The 12,849-nt window shown below is 52.7% G+C and carries 13 protein-coding genes; 8 read left to right on the forward strand and 5 right to left on the reverse strand.

What is annotated here, in order from left to right; all coding sequences use genetic code 11:
* Window position 1: 1 nt before the first annotated feature.
* A complete protein-coding gene (locus M467_RS30255) occupies window positions 2-430 on the reverse strand; it encodes an NUDIX hydrolase (RefSeq protein ID WP_021067977.1) in 429 nt (142 codons plus the stop codon).
* 137 nt (window positions 431-567) lie between these two features.
* On the opposite strand from M467_RS30255, the gene M467_RS30260 reads away from it, so the two are divergent.
* On the forward strand, window positions 568-1,116 hold the full coding sequence (locus M467_RS30260; RefSeq protein WP_021067978.1) for a LemA family protein: 549 nt from the start codon (window positions 568-570) through the stop codon (window positions 1,114-1,116).
* Window positions 1,117-1,137: 21 nt separating this feature from the next.
* Window positions 1,138-2,019 (forward strand): zinc metalloprotease HtpX, encoded by an 882-nt coding sequence (gene htpX / locus M467_RS30265; RefSeq protein ID WP_031200423.1) that lies wholly within the window; start codon window positions 1,138-1,140, stop codon window positions 2,017-2,019.
* 302 nt (window positions 2,020-2,321) lie between these two features.
* Here the strand turns inward: htpX and nagE are convergent, their stop codons facing one another.
* From nagE to M467_RS30280, 3 genes are read right to left on the reverse strand one after another with little or no spacing between them, the layout of a single operon-like run.
* Window positions 2,322-3,809, reverse strand: coding sequence for an N-acetylglucosamine-specific PTS transporter subunit IIBC (gene nagE / locus M467_RS30270; protein WP_021067981.1), 1,488 nt, complete (start codon window positions 3,807-3,809; stop codon window positions 2,322-2,324).
* Window positions 3,806-4,654: a PRD domain-containing protein gene (locus tag M467_RS30275; protein ID WP_021067982.1), complete on the reverse strand. Its 849-nt coding sequence runs from the start codon at window positions 4,652-4,654 to the stop codon at window positions 3,806-3,808. The genes nagE and M467_RS30275 overlap by 4 nt, the downstream gene beginning before the upstream one ends.
* A 19-nt stretch (window positions 4,655-4,673) precedes the next feature.
* On the reverse strand, window positions 4,674-5,162 hold the full coding sequence (locus M467_RS30280; RefSeq protein ID WP_021067983.1) for a PTS sugar transporter subunit IIA: 489 nt from the start codon (window positions 5,160-5,162) through the stop codon (window positions 4,674-4,676).
* Window positions 5,163-5,622: 460 nt separating this feature from the next.
* Between M467_RS30280 and M467_RS30285 the strand changes: the two genes are divergently transcribed.
* Together M467_RS30285 and M467_RS30290 are read left to right on the forward strand one after the other, a co-directional pair.
* The gene (locus M467_RS30285) at window positions 5,623-7,533 is read left to right on the forward strand and encodes an endonuclease MutS2 (RefSeq protein ID WP_021067984.1); all 1,911 of its coding nucleotides are present in this window, start codon (window positions 5,623-5,625) and stop codon (window positions 7,531-7,533) included.
* Window positions 7,534-7,623: 90 nt separating this feature from the next.
* Window positions 7,624-8,331, forward strand: a complete 708-nt coding sequence (locus M467_RS30290; RefSeq protein ID WP_021067985.1) for a hypothetical protein — start codon at window positions 7,624-7,626, stop codon at window positions 8,329-8,331.
* Window positions 8,332-8,359: 28 nt separating this feature from the next.
* On the opposite strand, the gene M467_RS30295 is transcribed toward M467_RS30290, so the two are convergent.
* The gene (locus tag M467_RS30295; protein WP_021067986.1) at window positions 8,360-8,929 is read right to left on the reverse strand and encodes a hypothetical protein; all 570 of its coding nucleotides are present in this window, start codon (window positions 8,927-8,929) and stop codon (window positions 8,360-8,362) included.
* Window positions 8,930-9,071: 142 nt separating this feature from the next.
* Here M467_RS30295 and M467_RS30300 point away from each other — a divergent pair, with 142 nt between their 5' ends.
* The 4 genes from M467_RS30300 (at window position 9,072) to licT (ending at window position 12,785) form a co-directional block, all read left to right on the forward strand.
* Window positions 9,072-9,719 (forward strand): response regulator transcription factor, encoded by a 648-nt coding sequence (locus M467_RS30300; RefSeq protein ID WP_021067987.1) that lies wholly within the window; start codon window positions 9,072-9,074, stop codon window positions 9,717-9,719.
* Window positions 9,719-10,990: a HAMP domain-containing sensor histidine kinase gene (locus M467_RS30305; protein ID WP_021067988.1), complete on the forward strand. Its 1,272-nt coding sequence runs from the start codon at window positions 9,719-9,721 to the stop codon at window positions 10,988-10,990. Before M467_RS30300 ends, M467_RS30305 begins: the two co-directional genes overlap by 1 nt.
* A complete protein-coding gene (locus M467_RS30310; protein ID WP_021067989.1) occupies window positions 10,981-11,721 on the forward strand; it encodes an AAA family ATPase in 741 nt (246 codons plus the stop codon). Before M467_RS30305 ends, M467_RS30310 begins: the two co-directional genes overlap by 10 nt.
* 212 nt (window positions 11,722-11,933) lie before the next feature.
* A complete protein-coding gene (gene licT / locus M467_RS30315) occupies window positions 11,934-12,785 on the forward strand; it encodes a BglG family transcription antiterminator LicT (protein ID WP_021067990.1) in 852 nt (283 codons plus the stop codon).
* Window positions 12,786-12,849 lie beyond the last annotated feature (64 nt).

The raw sequence follows: 12,849 nt of genomic DNA on the forward strand, positions 1-12,849 counted from the left end.
GTCAGTTGATTGTTTTTGTTTGAATCAAGGTCCATACGTCATGTGAATCTAAATCATCGAGAATCGGTTGAAGTAACATCTGTCGTACTTCATCAGCCGTCACCCATCTGGCATCGCTATGCTCTTCAGAGAGAGTGATGGTTGTTGCGACGGGATGAGCCCAGTACGTCATCAGGACGACTTGACGATTCGAGTCGGTCAAAAATGTCGTGGCGTACAGTAAGTGTTGAACCGTTACGCGTAGCCCGGTTTCTTCGAATACTTCCCGTTCTAGGGCCTGTTCGAGCGTCTCGCCAAAATCGAGCTTGCCGCCGACAAGCTCCCACGTGCCAGGATAGATTTCATCATCGGTTGCCCGTTTGATGATGAGGAGCCGATCGTCTTGCACAATCACTGCCTTCACAGCGACGACGATGGATGGAATAGACATCGTGACACTCCTTTGTATGAAATCGTGAGAAAGCTCACTGTAGATATGAATCATTTACTATATTTTCCTAAGTTATGCTTATGGTATACGACGAGAGGGAATTAATACAGGAGAAAATCATGAAATGAGGTGTCGAAATGGGTTGGATTATCGCAATTGGGATTATCGTTGTCTTGGCGTTCGTCTATTTCTCGATGTACAACGGACTTGTCAAATATCGAAACTGGGTCGACGAGGCGTGGGCACAGATTGATGTACAGTTGAAACGGCGTTACGATTTGATTCCGAACTTGGTCGAGACGGTGAAGGGCTATGCCAAGCACGAGCAAGAGACGCTGGCGAAAGTCGTCGAGCTCCGGAATCAGCTCGGGTCGAAGACGAGCCGTCAAGAACAGATGGAAGTGAACGATCAATTGAGCGGCGCGCTGAAAAACTTGTTCGCGCTCCGTGAGGCATATCCAGATTTGAAAGCGAACGAGAACTTCAAGATGCTCCAAGAAGAACTGACGCAAACCGAAAATAAGGTCGCCTACTCACGACAGTTGTATAACAATACGGTTATGAAATATAACACGAAAGTCGAATCGGTCCCTACGAACATCATCGCCTCCGTTCACAACTTCGAAAAACGCGACATGCTCGAAGCTCGTGAAGAAGAACGCGAAAACGTGCGTGTTTCATTCTAATGGATTGGAGTGGCGACGATGATTTTATATGAACAGATTCGGAAAAATAAAATCAAGACCGTGTTCATCGTGGCCGGATTCGTCCTTCTCGTCTTAGGGGTCGGAGTGGTCATCTCGTATTTGAATTATGGTGACCCGCTACCGGGCCTCATCTTCACGCCCGTGTTCTCTCTGTTTTATATCGGAATCGTCATCATGTCGAGCACGAATATCGTCATGAAGATGAACCATGCCCAAGAAATCACGTCGGTCGACCAGCACCGGTTTCTTTGGCACACCGTCGAGAATATGGCGATGGTCGCGCGCGTCCCGATGCCGCGCATCTTCATCATCAACGATGCGTCGCCGAACGCGTTCGCGACCGGCCTGAAACCAGAAAAGGCGGCCGTCGCCGTGACGACCGGACTGCTCGACCAGTTGACGCGAGAAGAAATCGAAGGTGTTATCGCCCATGAAGTCGCCCATATTAAAAATTACGATGTGCGACTGGCGACAGTGACGCTCGCCCTCGTCTCGGTGATCGCCATCATGAGCGATATCGGGTCGAGGATGCTGTTCTTCCGGAGCGTCGGCGGCCGCCGTGACAACAACCAAAACCCGATCTTCATGATTGTCGGGCTCGTGTTGTTGATTCTCGCACCGCTCATTGCCACGCTCGTCAATTTGGCCATCTCACGGAATCGTGAGTTTTTGGCGGACGCGAGCGGGGCCGAATTGACGCGTAATCCGGATGCCCTCGCGTCGGCGCTCGAGAAAATCGCCAATATCCAGACACCAGTGAAGGAAGCCTCACGTGCCTCGGCGTCGCTCTACTTTTCAGACCCGCTCAAGAAAAAGCTAAGTGGCCTGTTCTCGACGCACCCCAATCCGGCCGAACGGATTGCGAGACTTCGCAGTATGTAACAACATCGCGAGAGTCCTCTTTTTAGAAAGAGGGCTTTTTCATGTGAGTAGAACTAGATTCATATACACATCCCGTTTGAATCGATTGCGAATGGGAATAATAGGAAGAAGAGAGAATGGAGGGGTCTCATGTTTGAATCGGCACTTGAGTTAGGCATTGTCATCTTCTTATTGATTTACTCGATCACGGTTTCGCTAATGTTGATGTCAGTCAAAAAGAAGAGCTGAGTGAACGACAATTTTATTAACATATGAGCCAAGACAGCAAAAAGCCACCTCGCGCATGAGGTGGCTTTCGTCAGTTACCCGGCGCGGTGGCTCCGGAGTTTTTCAATCTCTTCGAGGACGAATTGGACGTTCGTTCCGACGATGACTTGAATGTGGTTCGGGCTGACAACCTTGATACCAGGGATGCCTGCTTTCTTGATTTGGGCTTGGTCGACCGTATCCATGTCTTTCACATCGACACGGAGACGCGTGACACACGATTCGATGCCCGTGACGTTTTGATCGCCGCCGAGACCATCGTAAATCATCGCTGCCATGGCAGAGTACTGTCCGCCGGCTGCGACTGGAGCCGTGCGTGTTTCACCTTCAGGCGCTGTTTCCGTTGCAACCGCGTCAACCGTTTCGTCTGATTCACGACCTGGTGTCGCCAAGTTGAGCTTGACGATCATGAAGCGGAAGATGACGTAGTAGATGGCACCGAAGACGAGACCTTGAACGAGCAACATGTAAGGCTGGTTCGCAAGTGGTAGACGCGAGCTGAGGACGAAGTCGACGAGACCGGCACTGAAGCCGAACCCGGCCGTCCATTGGAACGTCGCCGCGATGAAGAGGGAAATCCCTGTCAAGACCGCGTGCACGAGGTAAAGAACTGGTGCGAGGAACATGAACGAGAATTCGAGTGGTTCCGTGACACCTGTGAAGAACGATGCGAACGCTGCGGCGAGAAGAAGCGAGGCCGCTTGTTTCTTACGTTTCGTTTTTGCTGTATGGTACATCGCAAGAGCTGCTGCCGGAAGACCGAACATCATGATCGGGAAGAATCCGGCTTGATAGCGACCAGTGATTCCTTTCACGCCTTCGCCTGACCAGAAGTTACCGATATCATTGATGCCGGCAACATCGAACCAGAACACCGAGTTCAAGGCATGGTGAAGACCTGTCGGGATCAACAAGCGGTTGAAGAATCCATAAAGTCCAGCACCGATCGCGCCCATTTTCGAGATTGTTTCTCCGAATCCGACGAGTCCTGTGTAAACGACCGGCCAGACGAAGTAGAGGGCGACCGAGACGAGAATCATCGAGAACGCTGTCATGATTGGGACGAGACGCTTGCCGCTGAAGAAAGCGAGCGCGTCTGGAAGTTTCACATGGCTAAAGCGGTTGTACATTTGAGCGGCGACGATACCTGACAAGATACCGACGAACGCGTTGGCAATCTTACCGAACGCTGGGTTGACGGCTTCGACGTCGACACCTTGGAACAAGGCGACCGTTGCCGAAGACAAGAGTGTCGTGACCGTGAGGAAGGCGACAAGTCCGCTTAGAGCGGCTGAGCCGTCACGGTTTTTCGCCATCCCGAGGGCAACCCCGACTGCGAAGAGAATTGGAATGTTATCGATAATGGCTGCACCGGCTTTGATCAAGAATGCGGCGGCGATGTTTTCAGAACCCCAGCCGACGGGATCAATCCAGTAACCAATCCCCATGAGAATGGCAGCTGCAGGAAGTACGGCAACTGGCAACATGAGGGAACGTCCGAGACGTTGTAAAAAGTTCATCATTGTGAATTTCCTCCTTTTTGATGGTGTTGATCTTGCAGGCGTTGAATGTGGAGCGTAATATAACCAAGCTCTGATTCGGGCAAGACGATGCCGTATAAGTCTTCCATTTCGTTTGCGACGTCAGACGCACATGCATAGGCCGACGAGAACTTCGTTTGAATCATGAGAAGCATATCTTCGTCGATCGTATGGTGATCGTAATGGTTGACCCGATCCATGACGAATCGTAAATGAGTTAATAAGCGTTGATAGGATAAGTCATCTTCTTCTATAGATAGATCGAGTCGTCTCGAAATCGATTGAATCATGTCACGTACGATTGTCGTCTGTTTGACCGTCTTGCGTAAATCACCTCCCTTCACTTTTAGTGTATGGATGTGCAGCGCGATGAAGGCTGCCTCATCTTTCGGCATCTTGACGCCGAGTTTGTCCTCGATGAGGTGAAGCGCCCATAGTCCAATCTCGTACTCGTTTCGATATAAAATCTTAATCTCGTTCAACAGTTTATTTCGGAGCGAAATGCCTTCTTGCTCGCGCTCGATGGCGAACGAGATGTGATCGGTGAGGACGATATGGATGTGTTCGTTGAACGTCGTCTCGAGCCGTTTTTCCGCATGCGAAATGATTTCTTCTGAAATCGTGAAGTGCTCGATTGGAATCCGCGTCAGCAGTTGTTGAAATTTATCGTTCTCCGACATGACGAACAACTTTTCAACTTTATGCGGATTGACGATATCGTTGCGTGCCTTCTTGAATGCGACGCCCGGTCCGATGGCGATTTTCTCTTCACCCTCGTCTGAGACGATGACCGCGTTGTTGTTTAGAATCTTTTTGATTTTTAACATGTGTCCTCCTATCGAGGAGTCATTGTTCCGCTTGAGCGACGACGGTCTTCCCAGGAAGCGATGGGCCGCCTGCATGGAACGAGTATGGCTGTTCCAAAGCGCCTCCGTTCGTGATGACCATTGGGGTGACCGTGTCTTTTCCGGCTTGCCGGATTTGTTCCAAGTCGGCTGTCAACAGTGGCTGTCCGGTCGTGACCGTGTCACCGACTTTGACGTGGACATCGAACGGGCTTCCCGCAAGCTCGACCGTATCGAGTCCGACATGAATCAAAATTTCAGCTCCGTCTCCCGAACGGAGTCCGATGGCATGCTTCGTCGGTGCGACTTGGACGATGGTCCCATCAGCCGGGGCGACGACGGTTCCGTCCGTCGGCATGATGGCGATCCCGTCGCCCATCATCTTCTCGCTGAAGACAGGGTCGGTCACTTCCTCAAGTGGAATGATGTCTCCTTCCATGGGTGCATAAAGTGTGAGTGTATGTCTCTTCATCCACTTATTCAATAACATAATCAAATCATCCTTTCGCTTGAAAAATGATTGTGAAAAAACAAAACAGGCATGGAGTATAGACGGGTGGCCTGAGCCTTTCGTCTTACCCCATGCCTGATCGAATCAGTCACATGTGATCATTATTCGTTTCGTCACCCTCAAGATAGCACGCCGATGTATAGATATCAAGACCTAATTTGAAAGCGTTCTCTAGAAATTTTACTTCTTCGAAAATCTGTTGTATAGTTAGGGCGAAACTGAATGAGAAAGGTGTTGCATGTTAATGAGTGAGGTTGTATCTGCCTAACGAACTGAAAAATGTTGGATGACACGTCTTTTTGTCATGCCTTCATGTTCTGTTACAGATACCGCCCTTCATAAACTGCCAGACACCGGTCTGTCTTTTTGCGTTGGTCGTCATCGGCCGACGCTTTTTGTTTGCGCGGTATCTCCATCCCATTTTTAAGGAGACTCCATCATGAATGAACAAACTTTAGACAAACTACAATATAACGACTTGATTCAACACGTCGAACGCTACTGCATCAGCGGATTCGGACGCAACTTGTTACGAAACCAGCGTCCGACGAGCCATTTGCAAACGGTGAAAAAACGGCTCCAAGAGACATCGGAAGCACGCGCGATTCTCGACGCGACGTCACACGTCCCCTTTATCGGGGTATCCGATATGGAACCACTCATCGGTAAAATCAGCCGGGGCATCCAGCTCGAGGCAAGCGAACTCGAAGCCGTCGCCGAATTTTTCCGGGGTGCCCGGAAACTGAAGCGGTTCATGGCCGAGCAGGCGTTCTTTGCACCGCTCTTGTCCCTTTACGCGGGAGAGATGAGCGAGTGGCGCAGTATCGAGGAAGACATTATCCAGTCGATTCGCGGGGGACGTGTCGTCGACGAGGCGTCCAAAGAATTGAAACGGGTTCGCAAACAAATCGACATTCTCGAAGGACGAATCGAGGAGCGGTTGAGCAAGTTCTTGAAGAGCGCTGCGAACCGGGAAGCGATTCAAGACGGCTTTGTGACGAAGAAACAAGACCGATTCACGATTCCGATCAAAGCGTCGTATAAACATAAAGTCGCTGGGGCGATCATCGACACCTCGAGCCGCGGCACGACTGTGTTCATCGAACCGGAAGCGGTGGCGAAGCTGAACGCGGAACTCGTCGTCAAACGAACGGAGGAAGCGGTCGAAATCTATCAAGTGCTCGCCACGCTCACCGGCATGGTGGCGGAAGCGTTGCCGACCATCGAAGCGACGCTCGACGTCATCGCCCAATACGATATGGTGTTCGCGAAAGGGAAGTATAGCCAAGCCATCGATGGTATCGCTCCGCGTGTGAACGGTGTCGGGAACATTCGATTGAAACAAGTCCGCCACCCACTCCTCGAACGGGCGGTCCCGCTCGACTTCTCGCTCGGGGACACGTACCGCGGTCTGATTATCACCGGACCGAACGCCGGCGGGAAGACGGTCGTCTTGAAGACGATCGGTCTGCTCAGTTTGATGACGATGAGCGGACTTCATATCCCGGCCCATCCGGACACGGACATCTCGACGTTTGACGACGTATTCGTCGACATCGGGGACAACCAGGACATGGGTTCGGCGCTCAGCACGTTCTCGGCCCATATGCATAACGTGGCGAACATCATGCAGAAGGCGGGGAAACGGTCGTTACTGTTATTCGATGAGATCGGAAGCGGAACTGAGCCGAACGAGGGAGCGGCCCTCGCCATCGCGATTTTGGAAGAGGCATACAAACGGGGCTGTCTCGTCGTCGCCTCGACCCATTACGGCGAAATCAAAGCGTACTCCGAGACGCATCCTGACTTCATGAACGCGGCCATGCAGTTCGACCCGGACACGCTCGAACCGAAGTATCGGCTGTTGATTGGGCAGTCCGGCGACAGCAACGCCTTATTCATTGCCCGGAAAATGAAATTGCCCGAATCGATTTTGAGGCAGGCGGCCCGCTATATGCACGACAAGACGTACGACCAGTCGCTCCTTGATGCGACGCGACTGACACAAGAAGTCGTCCGCCCTGTCGTCGAACCTGACCAAATGCTAGTGAAAGGTGACCGGGTCCGCCTGCTCGAGACGGATCAAGTCGGTCTTGTCTATGCGATGGACGAATCGTTGCGCCAAGTCACCGTGTATGTCGATGGTGTCTTCAGTGAGCAACCGCTCCGCCGCGTCCGACGCGAGGCGAAAGCGCTCGACCTGTATCCAGCTGGTTATGACCTGGAAACGTTATTCATCGATTACCGGGACCGGAAAGAAGCCCATGACTTTGCTCGCGGTTCGAAGAAGGCGCTCCGTCGCGTCGAGAAAGAGATTCGGGCGCGGCAACGTGCCGAACGAGGCGAATGAGTGTATCCGGGAGGACACTCGGGTAAGGAACAAGGACCGGGAGTCATCACGTACAGTTCGGCTTTCGGGTAACGTGTCGGAGGTGACTGGATGTTTTGGTTAAGCTTGTTGTTCGCCATCGGATTTGCCTTGATTCACTACTTTTCAGGACAGTTGATTCACGTGCGCGAGACGCCGCGGAGCCGGTTTCTGTCACTCGCCGGCGGAGTCGCCGTCGCCTATGTGTTTCTTCATCTCTTGCCTGAACTGAACGAATATCAACAAGAACTCGAAGGACATCTCGAGAGCGGACTGTTCGCTTCAATCGAGAATCATATCCTCGTCGTCAGCATGCTCGGTCTGGCCGTGTTTTATGGCTTGGAACGGTTGGCCACGCAAATGAAACGGCGTGGCAACGGCAGCGTTTTTTGGATTCACATGGCGTTGTTCATCGTCTACAACTTCAGCATCGGCTACGTGCTCGCGGAGAGCGAGTTCGATACGGCATGGGCGATGACACTCTACTTTGTCGCATTAGGGATTCATTTCATCACGGTCGACCAGGGTCTGAGGCATCACCATCAGGAGTCGTACGACAGGCGAGGCCGATTGTGGTTGTCGTTGGCTGTGCTTGCCGGGTGGGGCGTCGGCGCATTTTCAGTGCTCCATGAAGTGACGCTGTCGATGATTGTCGCGTTCTTGGCCGGGGGGATTATTTTGAACGTCATGAAAGAAGAGCTGCCGGAAGAGCGAGACAGCAGCTTTCGTGCGTTTGCTGTCGGGCTCATCGGATACGCTTTACTGTTATTGGCCATATGAAAAGGCAACCGCGAGGTTGCCTTTTTGCTTACAGTGAATTGGTGCTCTGATTGTCTACGTTATCATTGGCCGCAGGTGTGTCCTCATCTTGGTTCGGTCCACCGAATTGACCACCGTGATGAGGGCCATGCCCACCTCCGTGACGTCCACCGCCAAAGCCGCGCATGTCGCCTAAGTCGTCGTAACTCGTGACGTCAGCAAAACGTTCTTCGTGGTTGGCAAGAATCGCGTCGGCCTCATCTTGCGTCAAGTCACCGGATTCGACGGCTGCCTCAAGTTTCGCTTCATGAGAAGTGATGATCGCCTCGATGAACTGTTCGATGGTGATCCCTTTTTCTTCCGCGAGTTCAGGAAGCGATTGTCCTTCTTCTCGCGCTGCCTCCACCTCGGCTTCGGTCAAACCGAGCGCCTCGAGCAAAGCGGCCTGCCCGGCGGCCCGGTCACCGAACATACCCCGCTCGCCGTGTTCTCCGCGTTCGCATTGGGTCGTCGTTTCCGTTCCGTCGGTTGTTGTCGTATCGTTCGTGGCGGCATAGACGCCGGTTCCTGAGACGGCAAGTAGGCCGGCCAGGGCGATGGCTAATTTAGATGAATTCATGTCAATCTCCTCCTTTACTACTTCAAGTGTAGGACGTGAACGTTCAAAAGTTGTGAGGGAGTTGCAAGGTTTCTGCAAATTGTCTTTGGGAAATGATGGGTTCGTTTCGCGATGCGATATAATGGGGGTGGAGGCGATAAAGATGAACGTACTCGTAGTCGAAGATGAACCGAAATTAGCGGACGGGCTCGCCCGCTTTTTAACGTACGCGGGGTTTCATGTCAGTGTGGCCGGCACGCTCGCCGAGGCGAAACGACAGCTCGAGCAACCGTTCGATGCAGTCTTGCTCGACGTTCGTCTGCCGGACGGGGAAGGATGGACGCTCATTCCAAAACTGAAGGCGCTTAAGCCACGGCCGGCCATCATCTTGGCGACGGCACGAGGAGAGGCAGATGACCGTGTGTTCGGTCTCGAGCTCGGGGCCGACGATTATTTGGTCAAACCGATTGTGTTAAAAGAACTCGAAATTCGTCTGAAGCGTCTCGTCAAACAGACGGACGAGATTTCGTTCGGCGACATGACGGTGGACGCACGTTCGCGCACGGTGACCGACGCCGGGCAAGCGATTCGAATGACCAATAAAGAATATGAGTTGTTACTTTTCTTTTTGAAGCATAGCGGAGAAGCGCTCGATCGCAACCGTCTACTCGACGAGGTGTGGGATTACACGTTCGCCGGGGACACGCGGACGGTCGATACGCACGTCAAACAGTTGCGGGATAAGTCACCGACGATGAAACAGCAATTGAAGACGGTGCACCGCGTCGGTTATCGATTGGAGGAAGTCTGATGAGCCGTTTGATGAAAAAATTGCTTTGGACGGCAATCCTTCCGCTCGTCGTCATGGCGTTGCTCACGTTCGGCCTGACGTCGCTATTGATTGGACGTTTCGCTGAGACAGAGAGCTATGACCAATTAGCGCGTGAGGCGGATATCGTCTACGAGGCTCTCGTGGATGGGCGCGGCATACCCGGACAGCTCGATGTCCTCGTGTTTCAAGGCGGGGAGGCGGTCAATCTTGAACGGGGAGGTAGGATGCGTCGACAGATGACGCCGATGCTCGACCCGGACGGATTGTCCGAACGAGACGAGGTCAGCGTGAACGGGATGCGGCTATTGACGTTCCTTCGGGAAGAAGGAGATGTTCAAATCGTGACGTATGCACCTATCCCGCTGTCGAACCCTCAGTTTCGCCAAATTTATGTCATTCTTGGCAGCGGTTTTTTGCTCGCACTCCTCGTCGCCGTCGGTGTCACGTATTGGATGGGTCGGCGTTTGACGTCCCCGCTCATCGAGCTGAAGCAGGCGACCGCGTCCATCATGTCGGGTCGGCATGATCTCACGTTGCCACCGGTCACCGACGACGAGATTGGGGATTTGACGGAAGCGGTCCGTCAAATGAACACGTCGCTCGAAGAGAAAGAGCGACTGCAAAACACGTTCATCTCCGGAATCACGCACGACGTCCGCACCCCGCTCGCCATCGTCCGAAACGAGGCGGAGATGCTCGAACTCGGTGTCGTTAAACAAGAAGACGTGGCCGCGACGGGACGTAGCATGACCGAAGAAGTCGATCGCATCGACCGGCTCGTCACCCAGATGCTCGAATACTCGAAGCTATCGGCAGGCAAGCTGGCGCTCACGATTGAGACTGTTCACATGAATGAATTGATTGAAGCGACGGTCGCGCGGATGGAGGAATGGTTCCGTCACAAGCAAGTGACGGTCACACTTGAACTCGTCGAGGACGCGGTCGTTCAGGCGGACCGGTTGGCGATGGAGCGCATCCTGTCAAACTTTCTTCAGAACGCGTATCATGCGAGTCCGATTGGCGGAATGATTACAATCAGGCTCACCGAGCGACGGCTTGAAATCGAGGATGACGGTCCGGGCATCACAGCATCGATGCGTGCCAACATCTGGGACATGTATGTGAAAGGCGACCGCTCGAACGGGCACGGGCTTGGTCTGGCTATCAATAAGCTGTTACTCGAGGCACAAGGGCTGTCGTACGGGATTGAGTCGAGAGAGGGGGCACTGTTTTGGATCGAATGGGAATAAACTTATTTTTGCGGGGTGTGCGCTTGGAACGGGACCGGATTGAGACACCTGGCTATCCGTTCTCGCTACCGATTTTTGAGGGGTTTGATGAACTGACGATGACGAAGTCGGTCACGTTCTTGGTCGGCGAGAATGGGAGTGGAAAATCGACGTTGGTCGAAGGGATGGCCATCGCCGCCGGATTCAATCCGGAAGGTGGGGCGACGACGTTCCGTTTTGAGACCGAGGCAACACATAGCCCGTTGTTCGAGGCGCTCCGTCCGATTCGGGGTGCCTATCGACCGAAGGACGGATTTTTCCTCCGGGCCGAGACGGCATATCAATTGTCGAGTTATGTGGATGAGATTGCCCGGACGTCGCCCGACCCGGAACGGTTCTATGCGTCTTACGGCGGTCGATCGCTCCATGAGCAATCGCACGGGGAGGCGTTCTTGTCGCTCATGCTCCATCGTTTCCGGGATGGCGGGCTCTATATATTGGACGAGCCTGAGGCCGCCTTGTCCCCGATGCGGCAGTTGACGATGCTCGCGCGGATGCATGAACTCGTCCAATCGGGCAGTCAATTCATCATCGCGACCCATTCACCAATCCTCATGTCGTATCCTGACGCCGACATACTCCAAGTCGAGACGGGACTCCGGCCGACGACGTTCGACGAACTCGAGCACGTCCGTGTCATGCGTGATTTTCTAGCGGCACCAGAACGGATGCAACGCATCCTGTTCGAGTGAAAACGGTCACGGTGTAAGCGTTTTATTTTTATGTTGACGTCAAGATTTCAAGGGAGTATGCTAGTAGCGAGAAGAAGAAAATCCATTTTGGGATTGTTACTGGTCAAGCAGGCAAAACCTAAATTGATGCCGATCATCCAAATTTGGGCGGACCGGTGTGAATTTAGGTTTTTTTCTTTTCACTCGAACTTGAGCGGAGGTGAATTGATTCCATGCAGATTTCAAAAGTGTTCAACAATAACGTCGTGGCCATTCAAGCGAACGGTCAAGAACAAGTCGTCATGGGACGGGGGATTGCGTTTCAAAAACGTCCGGGTGATGCGATTGATCAAGCGCGGATCGAAAAAGTCTTTACGCTCGAGAGTAAAGAGAGCCACGAACGGTTCGTTCATTTTTTGAATGAGATGCCAGCGGCGGAGATGGATACGGTCAAAGAAATCGTCAAGTTGGCGGAGACGCGGCTTGAGAAGTCGGTCCATGATTCGCTATATGTGACCCTCGCCGACCACATCCATTTCGCCCTCAGTCGGTATCGGGATGGAATCATCATTCGGAACCCGCTCGTTTGGGAAGTGAAACGATTTTACGGACCCGAGTTCACCATCGGGAAAGAAGCGGTCGCCCTCATCAATGAACGGCACGACGTCAAATTAGACGAAGACGAGGCGGTCGCCATCGCGCTCCATCTCGTCAACGCGACGATGTCGGGCGCCAAAGGTGAAAATTTGCATCTCGTCACCGAGATGACACGCGCCACACAAGCAATCCTCACCATCATCACGTACCACTTTCAAATTGATTTGGATGAAGAATCATACGCCTATTCACGATTCTTGACCCACTTGAAGTATTTCGTCCAACGGCTTGCCTCAGGTGAGAAGATTAAGCAGGGGGGCGACGAGACACTGTTCGAGATGGTGAAGCTGCGCTATCCGGATGCTTACGAATGTGTCGAGAAAATCGCCGGTCTAATCGCCACGAAGTACAATTACGAGGTTTCGACCGATGAGCGGTTGTATATGATGATTCATATCGAAAACTTAATGAAAGAACGACGATCCTAAGGATGGTTACTGATGATGCAGGCCAAACCTAAATGACGGCACCTCCCGTGTGCGTTCATTTAGG

The sequence above is a fragment of the Exiguobacterium chiriqhucha RW-2 genome, assembly GCF_000416965.1.
Lineage (GTDB): Bacteria > Bacillota > Bacilli > Exiguobacteriales > Exiguobacteriaceae > Exiguobacterium > Exiguobacterium chiriqhucha.